The following is a 16,871-nucleotide window of genomic DNA, read 5'->3' on the forward strand; positions in this document are numbered from 1 at the left end:
CCTGCTTGACCCGCCACAACGATTGTTGAAATTAGTCTCGCAATTATTTGGGGAACCTGGTGTTTCACAAAATCATCGGTCGGCTCCGCTGCCTGCGTGGCCAGCACGAGCGGTCGCAAAAACACGCTCGCAAAGTAGGCGACTGCGACCGCTACACCAGCGTCTGCAGCTTTTGCGGCATTCCGATGGAGCGCCGCGCCAAGCGTGATTGGATCGTGACGCCCAAGCGCTAATCTGCGCAGGTGTATTGGCACAACAAAACGCTTCCCTTATTGGACTTTCAGCGACAGATTGCGGGCTTCAACCAGCGCTGAGCCTACCGGCGCTGTCCCTGGGGAAGCACAATCATGACCGAAGTCACGCGCCGCGAAGCGCTCACTGCAGCCGCGCTCGTCGGCCTCGCCGCCGCCGCACCCGCCTGGGGCCAGACCGCTGGCGCCGCCGCGGGGCCGATGTGGGACCTGACCGAAATCTACCCCGATGACGCTGCCTGGGATGCCGCACGCAAGGCCGCGCTCGCGGCCCTTCCCGGCATCACCAAATATAAGGGGCGCCTCGGCGAAAGCGCCGCGACGCTTGCCGAAGCGCTCGTCCTCCAGTCCGATCTCGGCCGCACGATCGCCCGCGTCTATGTCTATACCAGCCTCAAGGGCGACGAGGATGTCCGCAATTCGGGCTATCAGGAGAAGCTCGCCCAGTCGCGCGATCTCTACACCGCATTCGGCGAAGCAACCTCGTGGATCTCGCCCGAATTGCTGACTGTCGGCGAGGCCAAGATCAAGGGCTTCGTCGCCGCCAACCCGACGCTCGCCAAGCGCTTCGACTTCTATCTGGCCGACATCGTCCGCCAAGCCGCGCACACGCTCTCGCCCGAAGGCGAGTCGCTCCTCGCCAGCGTCGGCTCGCCGCTCGGCGCGCCGGGCGAGATCTCGGGGCAGCTCCGCTCTTCCGACATCCCCTGGCCGACGATCAAGCTGTCGACCGGCAAGGAAGTCCGCCTGGATTCGCAGGGCTATACGCTCAACCGCGACGCCCCCAATCGCGAGGACCGCAAGGCAGTCTTCAACGCCTTTTGGACCGCGCACGGCGATTTCAAGAACAGCTTCGGTGCTACCTACGCCGCCAAGGTCAAGAGCGACATCTTCTACGCCAAAGCGCGCAAATACCCGACTTCGCTCGCCAATGCGCTATCCGGCGCGAACGTGCCCGAGACGGTCTATCGCACGCTGGTCGCAGAGGCGAACAAGGGCCTGCCGCAACTGCACCGCTATTTCGAGCTGCGCCGCCGCATCCTAAAGCTGCCCGATATCGGCTATCACGACATCTATCCGCCGCTCGTGTCGCTCGATCGCACCTTCACGCTCGACCAGATGCGCGTCACCACTCTGGAGGCACTCAAGCCGCTAGGCGCGGATTACCAAACCCGCATCGCCAAGGCGACCGCAGCGCGCTGGCAGGATCCCTGGCCGCGAGAGGGTAAGCGCCCCGGCGCGTACATGCAGCCCGGTGCCTATGACGTGCACCCGTTCCTGCTGCTCAACCTCAGTGAGAAATATGACGGCCTGACCACCTATGCGCATGAATGGGGCCATGCGCTTCACTCGCTGCTGTCGAACGCCACGCAGGTTTACGAGAAGGCCGCTTACCCGATCTTCCTCGCCGAGATCGCCTCGACGCTCAACGAGCAGCTCCTCGTCGCGCACATGCTGAAAAACGCCAAGACCAAGGAAGAGAAGCTCTTCTATCTCGGCCAGCAGATGGAGAATTACCGCGGCACTTTCTACCGCCAGACGATGTTCGCCGAATTCGAACTGATCGCGCACGACCGCGCCGAAGCGGGTGAAGGGCTTTCCGGCGAGAAGTTCAACACGATCTATTTCGACCTGCTGAAGCGCTATCATGGGCCGAACCTCAGCCTCGAGCCGAGCTACGCCAACGAATGGGCGTTCATCCCGCACTTCTATAACAGCTTCTATGTCTATCAGTATGCCACCTGCATCTCCGCCGCGACCTTCTTCGCCCAGGCGATCCTCAAGGGCGGCGCCAAGGAGCGCGACAATTTCCTCAGCGTGATCAAGGCCGGCGGCTCGGACTATCCGGTCGAAATCCTCAAGCGTGCGGGCCTGGATATGGCCGGCCCCGCGCCATACCAGGCGCTGGTCGCGGACTTTAAATCGGTGCTCGACCAGGCCGAAGCGCTGATGGCCTGAACCTAGCTGCTGGCCGCCCCGCTTTCGAGCTGCGTGGCCAGCCAGGCATCGACCTCGGCGTCGATCACCAGATGCACTCGATCGGTGGCGCCGCGATTGGCGGCGCTGTGGCGGTCGGAAAGGCGAAGATACCAGGCCTCACCGGGCGCCATCGAGACAGGCGCGCCGTTGAGCAGGAACTCGACATCCGGGTTGGTCGCGATCGGCACATGGATCCGGGCCCAGCCCAACTCGGCGGCGAGATCGTCGTCACTATGCTCGAGGATCGCCGAGCCGGGCGTCAGCCGCATCAGCCGAACCGCACGGAGCGGGCAGCGGAGCGCTTCAACCACCGCGGCCACCGCAGGGAGCTGGGCCAGCAAAGGCGTATCGACAAACTCGCTCGCGGTCGGATCCGAATAGATCATCATGATCGGATGCGTCGCGCCGGCCTTGGCGCGCAGCGGCAACGCGCTCCAGTCGCCAGTGTAGTTCTGCGGGACGTAATGCGCGGTCCACTCCATTCCCGCGAGCAATGCCAGGTCGGCCGCCAGCGCGGCAGCATCGAACGCCAGCGGCAGCCGGACGCGATCGGGCCAAGCCGGCTGTTGTTGAAGCATCGTGGCCACGTTAGCCTTCCCCCTACACGTCAACCTATCGGACCCCGCGATGAATGAGAAGGAGCCGGACCCTGCGCTCGACCACTTTCGCGCCGCGGTGATGGCCGATCCAGCCGCGCAGCAGATGCTCGCAGCGCCTCACGACCCCGCGCAGTTCGAAACGCTGGCACTCGCTTATGCCGCACGCCGCGGCATCGCGCTCACTCCCGACATGCTCCCGCACCGGGGTCCGCCTTACGTCGGAAGTGACTGGCCCGACGCAGCATGGCTCCCGATTGCTCTCATCGAAACCGGCATCGACTGGGCGCATTTCGCCGGAGCCAAGCCCGACCGGCCGTTCTTCGACGATTCGGTCCGCACCGCCACGTCACGCCCGTTCAATCGCCTGTTCCGGCATCACACTCCGCTCGACGCATTCATCGCCAGCGCTCCCGACTCGCTGCCGATGCCGCGAGGGCTGATCTTCCACATGTCGCGGTGCGGTTCGACGCTCGTCGCGCAAATGCTCGGGGCAGCGCCCGAGAATGTCGTACTGGCGGAAGCCCCGCCCCTGGATTCCGCACTCGAGCATGGACGCGACGCGATTCGCGCAACCGCGGCGGCCTTGGGGCGTGGCTACGAAAACTATTTCCTCAAGACCGATGCCTGGCACACGCGCTCGATGCCCGCGATGCGCGAGGCATTTTCCGGCGTGCCCTGGATATTCCTCTACCGCGATCCGATCGAAGTCCTCGCCTCGCACGCCCGCATACCCGGCCTCCATGTCGTGCCCGGCCTTGTCCCCGCGCTCGACGGCCTCGTCCGGGCTACGCATGGCATGGACTATGCCGCGCAAATCCTCGCGCTGATCTGCCAGGCCGCGATCGAGAACTACGCGCTTGGAGGGGGCTTGCTCGTCAATCACAGCGAGCTGCCGGATGCAGTCTTCTCTCGCATCCTTCCCCATTTCGGCATTGTGTCATCGCCGGAAGAGAGCGCGCTGATGGCGCAAGCGGGAACGCGCGACGCCAAGGCTCCCGACAAGGCCTTTCAACCCGACGGCGCATCCAAGCGCGAAGAAGCGAGCGACGCGGTGCGCGCTGCCGCCTGCCACCTCGCGCGCCTATATGCCGAGCTCGAAGCTATCCGCGCTGCATCGCTTCCAGCAGCCGCTTGACCTCCTGGCTACGTCCGCGCGGCAGGATCAATATCTCGTCCCCGCTCGCCACTACGATCAGGTCGGATACGCCGACCAGCGCCACGCGCTTGCCGCTCTCGGCGCGCACCATGCAGCGGTCGGTATCGATCGCCACCACGTCGCCGCGCAAGACATTGCCGCCGTCATCGGCATCGCTGATCGCATGCAGCGCATCCCAGCTGCCGACATCGTTCCAGCCCATGTCGACCGGCACCACTGCGACGCGCGGCGCGCGTTCCATCACGGCATAGTCGATCGAATCCGAAGGACTGGCGGCAAAGGCATCCCGGTCGGGCCAGATCCGCGCGCCGTCACGTGTCCCCTTCTGCATCGCCTGCTGCGCCGCCGCGAGCATCTCGGGCGCATAGGAAGCGAGCGCCTCCAGATAGACGTCCGCCCGGAACAGGAAGATTCCGCCGTTCCAGGCATGATCGCCGCTGGCGAGCATTTCCTCGGCCTTCTCCCGCGGCGGCTTCTCGACGAACTTGTCGACGCGGTGGACACCTTCACCGATTGCCTCGCCCACCTTGATATAGCCATAGCCGATTTCGGGAGCGTCGGGCGCGATCCCGAACGTCACCAGCCAGCCCTGTTCGACCAGCGGCAGCGCCGCCTGGATCGCGCGGTGGAACGCCGCCACATCGGCAATCACATGGTCCGATGGCATCACCAGCAGCGGAGCCGCGCCGCCGCCTGCCGCCAGCGCGGCAAGCGCGATCGCCGGCGCAGTGTTGCGGCCCATCGGCTCGAGGATCAGCGCCTGGGCGGCAGTGCCCACTGCGCTTAGCTGTTCCTCCACCATGTCGGCATGCGCGGCGTTCGCCACCACGATCGGCGCTGCGAAGCGCTCGCCCGCCGTCCGCTGCGCCGTCAATTGCAGCATCGTCTCTTCCGCGGTCAGCGCCAGGAGCTGCTTGGGCCGCTCGGCGCGCGACATTGGCCACAGGCGTGTGCCCGATCCTCCCGATAGGATGACAGGGGTGATGGGCATGGAATCCGGCACTGTTCGGACCTTTCAAATTTTACGTCGGATGCGGGGTGCGCGCCCGCCCGTCAAACACACAGATTGCACCATGGTTTCGCACCCGGACCGAATTTGCGTCAAGCGCGCCGACAGGTCCGCTCGTGTCGGATTTGTTTACACTTCGCAGCTAATGCGATGGGGTCATGATCCGCTTGTTCAAGCATTATGTCCCCAATGCCGTGCTCCTGCTCGGCGCGCTGGACATTCTCCTGTTGCTCGCAGCGGGCGAAATCGGCTGGACGATCCGCGCCCATCAGGTGGGCATGACGCCGCTGCCGATGTCGTCGCGCTGGCCGCAGCTGATCAGCTATGCGCTGTTCCTCCAGGTCGCGATGATGGCCATCGGCGTTTACGGCACGGATGCGCTGCAATCTTTGCGCTATGCCACGGCGCGGCTGATCGTCGCGGTCTCCCTGGGTGTGATCGGCCTCAGCGTACTCTATTTCCTGATCCCCGAGATCGGCTTCTGGCGCTCGAACCTGCTCTACGCGATGGGCGCTTCGATCGTGATGCTGGTGTTCCTGCGCATGCTGCTCGGCAAGGCGCTGGGCAGCCAAGCCTTCAAGCGGCGTATCGTCGTGCTCGGCGCGGGCGCCCGCGCGCAGCGGCTCAAAGACCTGTCGAAGACGCCCGGCGCAGGCTTCGCGGTGGTCGGCTACATTTCGATGAGCGAAGCCAATCGCGTGATCCCCGAAGCGATCGCGCGTGATGCGATTTACAATCTCGCCGATCATGTCGTGCTGCTGAATGCCAGCGAGGTGGTCCTCGCATTGGAAGAGCGTCGCAACGCGCTTCCGCTCAAGGATCTGCTGCGGATCAAGACCACCGGCGTCCACGTCAACGAAATCTCGACCTTCCTCGAGCGCGAGACCGGCCGGGTCGATCTCGACAGCGTCAATCCAAGCTGGCTGATCTTCTCCGACGGCTTCTCGTCGGGCCGCATGTTCTCCAGCGCGTTCAAGCGGCTGTTCGATATCGCCGCGAGCCTGATTCTGCTCAGCCTGATGCTCCCCGTCATCCTGCTCACGGCCATCGCGGTGAAACTCGAGAGCAAGGGTCCGGCTTTCTACCGCCAGCGCCGCGTCGGGCTGTTCGGCGTGGGCTTCGACGTGATCAAATTGCGCTCGATGCGCCAGGATGCCGAAATCGGCGGCAATGCCGTCTGGGCCGAGAAGAATGATCCGCGAGTGACCCGCGTCGGCAACATCATCCGCAAGCTGCGGATCGACGAGCTTCCTCAATGCTGGAGCGTCCTCAAGGGCGAGATGAGCTTTGTCGGCCCGCGTCCCGAACGCCCCCAATTCGTCGAGGATCTCGAATCCAAGCTGCCTTATTATGCGGAGCGCCACATGGTGAAGCCCGGCATCACCGGCTGGGCGCAGATCAATTATCCCTATGGGGCGTCGATCGAGGACAGCCGCCAGAAGCTCGAATACGACCTCTATTACGCCAAGAACTACTCGCCCTTCCTGGATTTGCTGATCCTGCTCCAGACCGCGCGCGTCGTGCTTTTTCCGGAAGGTGCGCGCTGATGGGCTCCGAACTGGTTCTTTGGAGCCACGCCCTCGCCGCGCTTCTGTTCGGCGGCTTGACCGTTGCCGCATGGCGCACGCGTGAGGCGCGCCTGCCGCGCCGGGCATTGGTCCTCGCGCTGGGGATGACTGCGCTATGGGCGCTCGCCGTCTCAGGCATCGGCGGGGCCGAGATGGTCACGCGCGTGGCCGAGACGCTCCGCAACATCGCCTGGCTCGGCTTTATGATCGCGCTGCATCGGCGCGGCGGCAATGTCCGCCCCCCGGTCGCGATCGGCACGGTCTATGGCGTGGTCGCAATGGTCGCGGTCGCGTCGCTGGTCGTGCACATCGTCGGCAATGCCGCGGCGCCCGAAATCGCCGTTACGATCGAGACGGCCGGGCTGCTGCTGCGGATGCTCGTCGCCGTCGCGGCGCTGGTGCTCGTCCAGGAGCTCCATTCGGCGCTGCATCCCTCGGCTGGCGGTGGCCTGCGATGGATCGTCATGGCGCTTGCCGGCATCTGGTTCGCCGACCTCGCTTTGTTCACTGCCACCTATCTCACCGCGCGGTGGGAAGCATGGCAAGTGGCCGCCCGCGGCCTGGCAATGATCCCTGTCGCGTTGGCGATCGCCACCGGCCTCCAGCGCAAGGGCGAATGGAACGTCCATGTCTCGCGCGCCGTCGCCTATCAGTCGCTCTCGCTGGTCGCGATCGGCGCCTATTTCGCGCTGCTGGCATTGGCCACCTGGGGCATTGCCGCAATCGGGGGCGAAAATGCCCGCGTTTTCCAGACCGCCTTCGTGTTCGGCTCGACCGCCGCGATCCTCACCCTCGTCTCCAACTCGTGGCTGCGCGCCTGGATCAAGGTCAAGCTCGCCAAGCACCTGTTCCGCCATCGCTATGACTATCGCAGCGAATGGATGCGCTTCACCGAGACGCTGGGCGCGCCCGAGGGTGGCGCCGCGCTAGACGAGCGCATCGTCAAGGCGATTGCCGACCTCACCGATTCCCCCGCCGGCGTGCTACTCGTCCCCGATGCAGGCGGGCTTGGCCCAGGCGCCAGCTGGAACTGGGATCGCACGACGCTGCCGCTCACCAGCGACTCGGCGCTTGCCCACCATCTTCACGCAACCGGCCGCATCGTGGATCTCGATGCGCTTCGCGCCCAGGAAGCGACCGGCCCCGATGCCGCCGCGGTCCCGCAATGGATGCTCGACACGCCCGAGGCCTGGGTGCTCGTCCCACTTCCGCATCTAGGCAGCCTCGCCGGCGCAATCCTGCTAGCCCGGCCGCCCGTCAGCCGCCCGCTCGACTGGGAGGATCTCGACTTGCTCAAAGTCGCCGGCCGCCAGGTTGCCTCCTATCTCGCAGAAGCCCGCGCGCAGGACGCGCTTGCCGAGGCCCAGCGCTTCGATGAATTCAATCGCCGCTTCGCCTTCATCCTCCACGACATCAAAAATCTGGTCAGCCAGCTTACCCTCACCGCGCGCAATGCCGAGCGCCACGCCGACAAGCCCGAGTTCCGCGCGGATATGGTCGCGACCCTCCAGGATTCGGCCGATCGGATGAACGCGTTGCTCGCGCGCCTGTCGCAGCACCATCGCGGCCGCGCCGAAGCGCCGCACGCCATTGAAATCGTCCCGCTGGTCGAGCGCGTCGCCGCCGCCCGCCGCGGCCAGCATCCCGTGCTCGCTTCGGGTGCGCGCGCCGCAATCGCCCAGGCCGATCCCGCTAGTCTCGAGAAACTGCTCGGTCATCTCGTCCAGAACGCGATCGAAGCGAGCCCAGCCAACGAGCCCGTCACTCTCGCCGTCGCGGCCGATGGCTTGCAAGTGACGATCGACGTGATCGACGCCGGTGCCGGCATGTCGCCCGCCTTCGTGCGCGATAAGCTGTTCAAGCCCTTCGTCTCGTCCAAGCCCGGCGGGTTCGGCATCGGCGCGTTCGAAGCGCTTCAACTCGCCCAGCAGATGGAAGGTCGCATTGAAGTAACCTCGCGAGAAGGCAATGGCAGCCGCTTCCGGGTGATCCTCAAGGCCGCGCACGTCGCCGATCTGGAACATGCTGCATGAGCGACAAGCGCGCCCTTCCCAAATTGCTGATCGTCGAGGACGATGCCGGACTCCAGCGCCAATTGCGCTGGGCCTATGACGGCTACGAGATCTTCTGCGCATCGACCCGCGAGGAAGCCACTGCGCTGATCCGCGCCGAGGAGCCGCCGGTGGTCACGCTCGATCTTGGCCTGCCGCCGGATCCCGACGGCACAGCGGAAGGCTTCGCCACGCTGGCAACGATCCTGCGGCTACGCCCCGATACCAAGGTTATCGTCGCATCCGGCCATGGCGCGCGCGAATCGATGCTGCGCGCGATCGAGATGGGCGCCTGGGATTTCTATCAGAAGCCGATCGACATCGACGCGCTGGGGCTCATCGTCGCCCGCGCTTTCCACGTCCATGCGCTGGAGGCCGAGAACCGCCGTCTCGCCCAGCGCGCTGAGTCCGGCGCGGTGCTGGGAGGGATGATCACCGGCAGCCCGGAAATGCTCAAGGTCACGCGCACGATCGAGCGCGTCGCCGGCGCGGACGTCTCAGTGATGCTACTCGGCGCCAGCGGCACCGGCAAGGAATTGCTCGCCCGGGGCCTGCACGACGCCAGTCGCCGCAAGGGGCAGTTCGTCGCGATCAACTGCGCCGCGATCCCCGAGACCCTGCTCGAGTCCGAATTGTTCGGCCACGAAAAGGGCGCGTTCACCGGCGCGGTCAAGACCACCGAAGGCAAGATCGAGCAGGCCCAGGGCGGCACGCTGTTCCTCGACGAAATCGGCGATGTGCCGCTGCCACTCCAAGTCAAATTGCTCCGCTTCCTACAGGAGCGGGTCATCGAGCGGATCGGCGGACGCAAGGCGATCCCCGTCGATGTCCGTGTCGTCTGCGCAACGCACCAGAATGTCGATGCGATGGTCGCGGACGGGCGCTTCCGCGAGGATCTCTATTACCGCCTGGCCGAGATCGTCGTCCGCATCCCCTCGCTCGCCGAACGTCCGGGCGATGCCGGCCTCGTCGCGCGCCACTTTCTCCACAAATATGCCGATGCGATGAAGACCGGCGTGCGCAATTTCGCTCCGGACGCGCTTGCCGTAATCGACGCGTGGAGCTGGCCCGGCAACGTCCGCGAGCTTGAGAATCGCGTCAAGCGCGCCGTGATAATGGCCGATGGCAAGCTCGTCACCGCCGCCGACCTCGACTTGGAATCGAAGGGCGAGTCCGGCCCCGTCAACCTCAAGGCCGCGCGCGAAATGGCGGACCGCAAGGCGATCCGCCATGCGCTCGCCCGCGCCGAAGGCAATATCTCCGGCACCGCGCGCCTGCTCGGGATCAGCCGCCCAACCCTCTATGATCTGATGAAGGCCTATGACCTCCAGCCGTAAACGCACTCGCGCCGTCCCGGTACGCCGCCTTCTGGTAATCGCCGCCGGACTGGTGGTTTTCGCCGTGATCGCCTGGCTATGGTTCCGTCCGCCTGGGGCGAACCCCGTAGCCGCGCGCGACGCGATCGCGCGCAGCCTCGCCCTGCTCAAGGCCAGCAACGCCAATGGCGCAAAGGGCGAGGCGCTTACCGCGGTTCGCGGCGACCCCGACAGTGCCGACGCTCATATCGTCCTCGCACAGGCGATGCTGGCGCTCGACGACGGCGTCGGCGCCGAAGCCGAGATTCAGCGTGCCGTCGATGCCGGCTACAATCCAAAATTTGCGCCGCATCTGCGCGCCCACGCCCTCCTGCTCGAAGGCGAGGAGGAAAAGGCGCTCGCCGAGACCGACAAGACCGATCCGCTATTCCGCATCTATGGGCTCCGTATCCGTGGCAAGGCGTTCACTGCTCTCGGCAACTATGCCGCCGCGATGCAGGCGCTCGACGAAGCGGCTCGCCTTGCGCCCAACGATCCCGAGGTCTGGACCGAAATCGGCCGCTTCCGCTTCACTGCTGGAGACTTGCTCGGCGCCGCTGAGGCTTCCGAGCGCGCAGTCAAGCTCGCGCCCGGCAATGTCGAGGCCCTAGTGCTGCGCGGCGAGCTGGTCCGCAGCCAATTCGGCCTGACCGCGGCCCTGCCCTGGTTCGAGCAGGCCTTGGCCCGCGACCAATATCATCACGACGCGCTGATCGAATATGCCGCCACGCTCGGCGATTCGGGCCGCACCGTCGATGCCCTGACCGCCACTCGCCGCGCGCTCGAATCGCGCCCCGGCAGCCCGCAAGCACTCTACCTGCAGGCAGTGATCGCCGCCCGCGCCGGCAAGTTCGATCTCGCCCGCGCCATTGTAGAAAAGACCGGCGGCGCGGTGGACGCGCTTCCTGGTATGCTGCTTCTGCAGGGGACGCTCAACATCCAGTCCGGCGAATACGAACAGGCACTCGCCCGGCTTCGTGAGCTCGTCTCGCGCCAGCCGATGAACATCACGGCGCGCAAGCTTCTCGCAGTCGCGCTGCTGCGCACCGACAGCGCGCGCAACGCAATCGACACACTGCGCCCCGTCGTCGCCCGATCCGATGCCGATAGCTATGCGCTGACCCTCGTCGCACGCGGCTTCGAACGGATCGGCGAGCGCGGCGAGGCCGCCCGCTATCTTGATCGCGCCGCCTATCCCGCGACCGGCGACGCCGGCTCTTTCTCCGCCGACGATTCGACCCCCGTACTCGCCGCAGACGCCGCGCAGCGCCCCGGCGACCCCGGCGCGATGGTGCCGCTGATCCGGGCATTGCTGAGCGACGGTAACAAGACTGGCGCGCTCGCCAAGGCGCAGGACATTGCCTCGAAGAACCAGGGCGCGCCTGCCGCGCATGTGCTGCTCGGCGACATGCTGATGCTTGCAGGCCGATCGGGTGACGCCGCTGCCGCATATCAGCGCGCGGCGGATCTACGCTTCGACGAGCCGACCATGCTCCGGCTGATCGAAGCGCTCGACGGTTCCGGACGCCGCGCCGATGCTGCGAATGCACTGGCACTGTTCGTCTCGCAGAACCCGGTCAGCCTGGCCGCACTTCGCCTCTCCGCGCACTGGCAATTGGCCGCCGGCGAATATGATGCCGCGATCGACAGCCTGGAGGATCTCCGCGCCCGCATCGGCGATGGCGATGCCGCTCTCAATGCCGAGCTTGCCGCAGCCTATACCGGGGCAGGCGAATTCGGCACCGCGCTGGAATTCGGCGAGGCCGCCTATGGCCTCGCCCCCGGCAACCCCGCCATCGCCGATGCCTATGGCTGGGCGATGTTCCGCGGCGGCGATGCTGGCGGCGCAATCGAATTGCTGCAAAAGGCAGTGACGCTCGCGCCGCGCCATGCCGGCCTGCGCTGGCATCTGGCGCAAGTCTATGCCGCTGCGAACCGCAAGGCCGAAGCCAAGGTTCACGCCCAGGCCGCGTTGGCGGACTTAAGTTTCACGGATCGGGCTGCGGCGCAGGAATTGCTGGCGAAGCTGTAAAATCTTCCCCCTCCGGGGGAGGATCGCGTATCGCTTGCCCGATGACCGACCCCCTTGCCCGGATCGCCGACGCGCTCGAACGGCTCTCACCACCCCCCGCCTCGCTAGCCGACCTCCGTGCACACCCGGCTTATGTCTGGCGCGGCGACGCCCTCACCCCCGCCCGTGCCTTCGCCCCGCTGCCGCTCGGAGTCCTTCAGGGCCTCGACGCCCAGCGGGACGCGCTGCTTGCCAATCTCCGTCGCCTCGCCGCCGGCCATGCCGCGCAGGACGTATTGCTCTGGGGGGCACGCGGCACAGGCAAGTCGGCGCTGGTCAAGAGTGCCGTGGCTGCGGTCCAGGCCGACGGCGCGGACCTTGCTTTGGTGGAAGCTGCAACGCATCATCTCGACACGCTGCCGCAGCTGTTCGCATCCCTCGCTTCTGTCGGGCGTCCCTTCGCAATCTTCCTCGACGATCTCGGCTTCGACGCTGCTGGCGACGCTCGCGCGTTGCGCTCGCTGCTCGAAGGCGGCGCAGAGGCGCGGCCCGCAAATGCCCGGCTGGTCGTCACCTCTAACCGCCGCCACCTGATTCCGCGCGACATTGCCGAGCAGGCCAGCGCGATCAATTCCCGCGACAGCGTCGACGACAGCCTCGCCCTTGCGGATCGCTTCGGGCTCAGCCTCGGCTTCCACGCGATCGACCAGGACACCTATCTGGACATCGTCCGCGGCTATGCGGCTGCCCACGGCCTCGCCATGGATCCGGCCGAGGCGATCGGCTGGGCGACCCGGCGCGGCAGCCGCTCGGGCCGCGTCGCCTGGCAATATGTCGTCGATCTCGCGGGCCGCTCGGGCAAGTCGCTCTGATTGCTTGATCCCCATCAACTTAACGCCGCATTGTCTTGACTCGCCGCCCTGCCTCCGTCTCACCTGCCCATTCCATGGGGCGAATAGCAGAACTCGATCTACCGGACCGGCTCGCGCCGACCATTCCGCGCTGGGTGACGTCGATCGGCGTCGGCCTGCTCGCAACCGCCTGCGCCGCGATCGTTCGCTTTGTCATGGACACGGTCGTGCCAGGCGCGGCGATCTTCGCGCTGGTCTTCCCCGCCGCGATGGTAGCCACCTTGTTCGCGCGCTGGTTGGCAGGAGCGACGGCGGCGGCGGTGTCCATCCTCTATGGCTGGTATTATCTCTTCCCGATCAAGAACTCGTTTCGCTTCGAGACGTCGGCCCAGGCGGTGACGATGGCGTCGGTGATCGTCTCGTGCGTCTTTACCGTAGCACTGGCGGAGATGTTCCGCCGCTCGGTGCGCCGTGCGGCCGCCGAGCGCGATCGCGAAGTCGCGGATCGCGACCTGTTCCTCGAGGAATTCGATCACCGCGTGAAGAACAACTTCACGCTCGTCGCAAGCCTGCTCGACATGCAGCGCCGCCGTGCCGGCGAAGGCGCAACCGCTGAGGCATTGGGTGCGGCGCTATCTCGCGTCGAGAGCATCGCCCGCGCGCACCGCCACCTTTATCGCGGCAGTGGCACGTCGCCCGGAAGCGTCGATATGGCGGCCTATCTCCACGAGCTTTGCTCGGCGCTCTCGGACGCTCTGTTCCTCCGCGGCGCGATTACGCTCGATTGCCATTCGGACCATGCCGCGATCCCTCGCGACCGCGCGGTTTCGATCGGCCTGGTCGTCAACGAGCTCGTGACCAACGCAGTCAAGCATGCCTTTCCCGGCCGTGACGAGGGCCATATCAGCGTCCGCTTCGAACGGGCGGAAATCGGTTGGCTGCTTACGGTGCGCGACAACGGCGCCGGCATGTCTGTGGCGCCAAGGGAGAAGAGCCGCGACGGCGGGCTCGGCCAACGCCTAGTCGATGCTTTCGCCCGCCAGGCCCAGGGCGTGGTGACGACCGACAGCTCGCCTGCGGGAACTTCGGTGACGGTGAAGTTCGAAGCCTAGCCCAATCCCTCGACCATCTCGGCGAGCTCGAGCCAGCGCATTTCCGCGGCTTCCTTCTCGTCGCGCAGCTTGGCGATGCCGTCGCTCAGCGCCTGAAAGCGCTTGGGGTCGCGCGTATAGAGCGCCGGATCTGCCATCGCGGCTTCGTCACGGACGATCTGCGCCTCGATCTCCTCGACCCGCTTGGGTAGCAGATCATAGTCGCGCTGATCCTTGTAGCTGAGCTTGGTCCGGACCTTCGGCGCGTCGGCCGCAGGCTTGGCCACGGACATCTTCTTCGCTTCGCCTCTTGGCTTACGCTTCGCTTCCCAATCGGCATAGCCGCCGGCCACGACATCGACCGTGCCCGAGCCGTCCAGCCCGAGGGTCACTGTCACCGTCCGGTCGAGAAAGTCGCGATCGTGGCTTACGATCAGCACCGTGCCGTCATAATCGGCGATGACTTCCTGGAGGAGATCGAGCGTCTCGAGATCGAGATCGTTGGTCGGCTCGTCGAGCACCAGCAGATTGGAAGGACGCGCGAACTCACGTGCAAGCAAGAGGCGCGAGCGCTCGCCGCCCGATAGTGTGCCGATCTTGGCATCGGCTAGCGAAGGCTCGAACAGGAACTCCTTCAGATAGCCGTGGATGTGCTTGCGCACGCCCAGCACTTCGATCCATTCGCCGCCTTGCGTGAGCACATCGCGAACAGTCTTTTCGGGATCCATCAGGCTGCGCTGCTGGTCGATGAACACCTTGTCGAGTGTCTTGGCGAGGCGGATATGCCCTTCATCGGGGGCCAGTTCGCCGGTCAGCAGCTTAAGCAAGGTCGTCTTGCCCGCGCCGTTGGCACCGACGATGCCGATGCGATCGCCCTTGGTGACCCGCAGCGTCAGATCCTTGATGATCGTGCGTTCGCCAAAGCGCTTGGTCACGCCCTTGACGTCGATCACCACCTTGGTCTGCGCGCCGTCCGATCCGATCGCCAGCTTGGCCGCGCCGGCCGGCCCGATCATCGCCGCGCGTTCGGCGCGCATCTCGTGGAGCTTGGTCAGCCGGCCCATGTTGCGCCGCCGCCGCCCGGTCACGCCGCGAAGCAGCCAATGCTCCTCGATCTTGAGCTTGGCATCGAGCTTCTGCGCGTTGCGCTCTTCCTCAGCATAGACCTGCTCGGTCCAGGCCTCGAAGCCTCCGAAACCGACCTCGGCACGCCGGATTGCCCCGCGATCGAGCCAAAGGGTCTGCCGCGTCAGGCGCGTCAGGAACGTGCGATCATGGCTGATCGCGACGAATGCGCCCGTGAAGCGGCCGAGCCAATTCTCGAGCCAATCGATCGCCGCGATGTCGAGATGGTTGGTCGGCTCGTCCATCAGCAACACGTCTGGGTTCTGCGCCAAGGCGCGAGCGATAGCAGCACGACGCCGCTCGCCCCCCGAAGCCGTCGCCGCCTCGCGGCCCAGATCGACGCCAAGCTGCCCCGCAATCGCCTCGACTTCGTAACGCTGCGGCGCGTCTTCCCCGCCTAGCGTGAAATCAAGCAGGGTCGCGAACCCTTCGACGCGCGGATCCTGCTCGAGGATCACGACATTGGTGCCGGGCTGGATCACCCGCCGGCCCTCGTCCGAATCGATCCGCCCCGCGATCAGCCGCAGCAGCGTCGACTTGCCCGCGCCGTTGCGGCCGATCAGCGCCAGCCGGTCGCGCGCGCCGATATAGAGATCCAGGCCGCGGAACAGCCAGCCATGTCCCTGGACGAGTCCGAGACCTTCATACGCGAGAACGGGTGCAGCCATGCGCGGGCACCTAGTGGCGACACCGCCCAGCCGCAACCTGACACGCGCCTGTCGTGCCCGTTCAGGGGCTATTCAATGCGCCAACCCCATGGCAGATGCATGAAGATGCTGGCGAAAACGGTTTTCTGCGCGTGCGCGGCGGCGATTATGCTGCCCGTAGCCGCATTTGCGTCGCCGCCAGCCAGCGCGGCACAGGACAGCCAGGGCAAGCGCCGCGGCCAGGGACCGACCATCTCGGTCCGCGAAATCGAGCGCCGCGTAATCCCGCGGATGCCGGGCGCGCAATATCTCGGATTCGATTACGATCCATCGTCGGACGTTTACACGCTCAAATTCCTGCGCAATGGATCGGTGATCTGGGTGGACGTCGATGGCCGCACCGGCAACATCGTGCGTCGCGCCGGCAATTGAGCCGCTGGAGGGGACAGAAATCATGCGTCTATTGATCGTCGAGGACGAACCCACGCTCGGCCAGCAGCTCAAGAACGCGCTTGAGGGCGCGGGCTATGCCGTCGATCTCGCCACCGATGGCGAGGAAGGCCTCTATCTCGGCTCGAACGAGCAATATGACGCGATCATCCTCGATCTCGGCCTGCCCGAGATCGACGGGCTGACCGTGCTCGATCGCTGGCGCAAGGAAGGCAAGGCCACTCCCGTCCTTGTCCTCACTGCGCGCGACAGCTGGTCGGACAAGGTCGCCGGGCTCGACGCCGGTGCCGACGATTATGTCGCCAAGCCCTTCCAGACCGAAGAGTTGATCGCCCGCCTCCGCGCGCTGATCCGTCGTTCTTCGGGCAATGCCTCGGCCGAGCTGACCGCGGGCGACATCCGCCTCGACACGCGCTCGGGCAAGGTCACCAAGGCGGGCGAGCCTGTGAAGCTGACCGCGCAGGAATATAAGCTCCTCAGCTACCTGCTCCACCACAAGGGCAAGGTTGTCAGCCGCACCGAGCTGATCGATCATATCTACGATCAGGATTTCGATCGCGATTCGAACACGATCGAAGTGTTCGTGACGCGCATCCGCAAGAAGCTCGGCGCCGAAATCATCACCACCATCCGCGGCCTGGGCTACAGCCTGGACGAGCCTTCCTAAGGCAGTGCACGCGGGTCATCAGGAAGACACCAACGACGCGGTCTCCGCCGAGCCACGCCC

General features: G+C 65.7%; 13 protein-coding genes. 10 read left to right on the forward strand and 3 right to left on the reverse strand.

Annotation, left to right across the window (positions count from 1 at the left end):
• The first annotated feature begins 347 nt into the window (after positions 1 to 347).
• Positions 348 to 2,210, forward strand: coding sequence for an oligoendopeptidase F (pepF, locus tag ACZZZM_RS00905; protein WP_463593227.1), 1,863 nt, complete (start codon positions 348 to 350; stop codon positions 2,208 to 2,210).
• A gap of 2 nt (positions 2,211 to 2,212) precedes the next feature.
• Here the strand turns inward: pepF and ACZZZM_RS00910 are convergent, their stop codons facing one another.
• Positions 2,213 to 2,809, reverse strand: a complete 597-nt coding sequence (locus tag ACZZZM_RS00910; RefSeq protein WP_463596354.1) for an aspartyl/asparaginyl beta-hydroxylase domain-containing protein — start codon at positions 2,807 to 2,809, stop codon at positions 2,213 to 2,215.
• Between the two features lie 49 nt (positions 2,810 to 2,858).
• Here ACZZZM_RS00910 and ACZZZM_RS00915 point away from each other — a divergent pair, with 49 nt between their 5' ends.
• Positions 2,859 to 3,965, forward strand: a complete 1,107-nt coding sequence (locus tag ACZZZM_RS00915) for a hypothetical protein (RefSeq protein WP_463593228.1) — start codon at positions 2,859 to 2,861, stop codon at positions 3,963 to 3,965.
• Here the strand turns inward: ACZZZM_RS00915 and ACZZZM_RS00920 are convergent.
• Positions 3,931 to 4,977 carry a mannose-1-phosphate guanylyltransferase/mannose-6-phosphate isomerase gene (locus ACZZZM_RS00920; protein WP_463593229.1) on the reverse strand — a complete coding sequence of 349 codons (1,047 nt, stop codon included), beginning with the start codon at positions 4,975 to 4,977 and terminating at the stop codon, positions 3,931 to 3,933. The two genes, ACZZZM_RS00915 and ACZZZM_RS00920, sit on opposite strands and share 35 nt — an antisense overlap.
• Positions 4,978 to 5,153: 176 nt before the next feature.
• Between ACZZZM_RS00920 and ACZZZM_RS00925 the strand changes: the two genes are divergently transcribed.
• From ACZZZM_RS00925 to ACZZZM_RS00950, 6 genes are all read left to right on the forward strand, one after another.
• Positions 5,154 to 6,542 (forward strand): TIGR03013 family XrtA/PEP-CTERM system glycosyltransferase, encoded by a 1,389-nt coding sequence (locus ACZZZM_RS00925; protein WP_463593230.1) that lies wholly within the window; start codon positions 5,154 to 5,156, stop codon positions 6,540 to 6,542.
• Positions 6,542 to 8,596, forward strand: a complete 2,055-nt coding sequence (gene prsK / locus ACZZZM_RS00930) for an XrtA/PEP-CTERM system histidine kinase PrsK (RefSeq protein WP_463593231.1) — start codon at positions 6,542 to 6,544, stop codon at positions 8,594 to 8,596. The genes ACZZZM_RS00925 and prsK overlap by 1 nt, the downstream gene beginning before the upstream one ends.
• The gene (gene prsR / locus ACZZZM_RS00935) at positions 8,593 to 9,951 is read left to right on the forward strand and encodes a PEP-CTERM-box response regulator transcription factor (RefSeq protein WP_463593232.1); all 1,359 of its coding nucleotides are present in this window, start codon (positions 8,593 to 8,595) and stop codon (positions 9,949 to 9,951) included. The genes prsK and prsR overlap by 4 nt, the downstream gene beginning before the upstream one ends.
• Positions 9,935 to 12,001: a tetratricopeptide repeat protein gene (locus tag ACZZZM_RS00940; protein WP_463593233.1), complete on the forward strand. Its 2,067-nt coding sequence runs from the start codon at positions 9,935 to 9,937 to the stop codon at positions 11,999 to 12,001. The genes prsR and ACZZZM_RS00940 overlap by 17 nt, the downstream gene beginning before the upstream one ends.
• Positions 12,002 to 12,042: 41 nt before the next feature.
• Positions 12,043 to 12,852, forward strand: a complete 810-nt coding sequence (locus ACZZZM_RS00945) for an ATP-binding protein (RefSeq protein WP_463593234.1) — start codon at positions 12,043 to 12,045, stop codon at positions 12,850 to 12,852.
• A gap of 74 nt (positions 12,853 to 12,926) precedes the next feature.
• On the forward strand, positions 12,927 to 13,943 hold the full coding sequence (locus tag ACZZZM_RS00950) for a sensor histidine kinase (protein ID WP_463593235.1): 1,017 nt from the start codon (positions 12,927 to 12,929) through the stop codon (positions 13,941 to 13,943).
• Here ACZZZM_RS00950 and ACZZZM_RS00955 read toward each other — a convergent pair.
• Positions 13,940 to 15,715 (reverse strand): ABC-F family ATP-binding cassette domain-containing protein, encoded by a 1,776-nt coding sequence (locus ACZZZM_RS00955; RefSeq protein WP_463593236.1) that lies wholly within the window; start codon positions 15,713 to 15,715, stop codon positions 13,940 to 13,942. The two genes, ACZZZM_RS00950 and ACZZZM_RS00955, sit on opposite strands and share 4 nt — an antisense overlap.
• A 147-nt stretch (positions 15,716 to 15,862) precedes the next feature.
• Between ACZZZM_RS00955 and ACZZZM_RS00960 the strand changes: the two genes are divergently transcribed.
• Together ACZZZM_RS00960 and ACZZZM_RS00965 are read left to right on the forward strand one after the other, a co-directional pair.
• A complete protein-coding gene (locus ACZZZM_RS00960) occupies positions 15,863 to 16,126 on the forward strand; it encodes a hypothetical protein (protein WP_463593237.1) in 264 nt (87 codons plus the stop codon).
• 22 nt (positions 16,127 to 16,148) lie between these two features.
• Positions 16,149 to 16,811 carry a response regulator transcription factor gene (locus tag ACZZZM_RS00965; protein ID WP_463593238.1) on the forward strand — a complete coding sequence of 221 codons (663 nt, stop codon included), beginning with the start codon at positions 16,149 to 16,151 and terminating at the stop codon, positions 16,809 to 16,811.
• The last annotated feature ends 60 nt before the right edge of the window (positions 16,812 to 16,871 follow it).

Source organism: Sphingomonas sp. AC522, assembly GCF_979258125.1.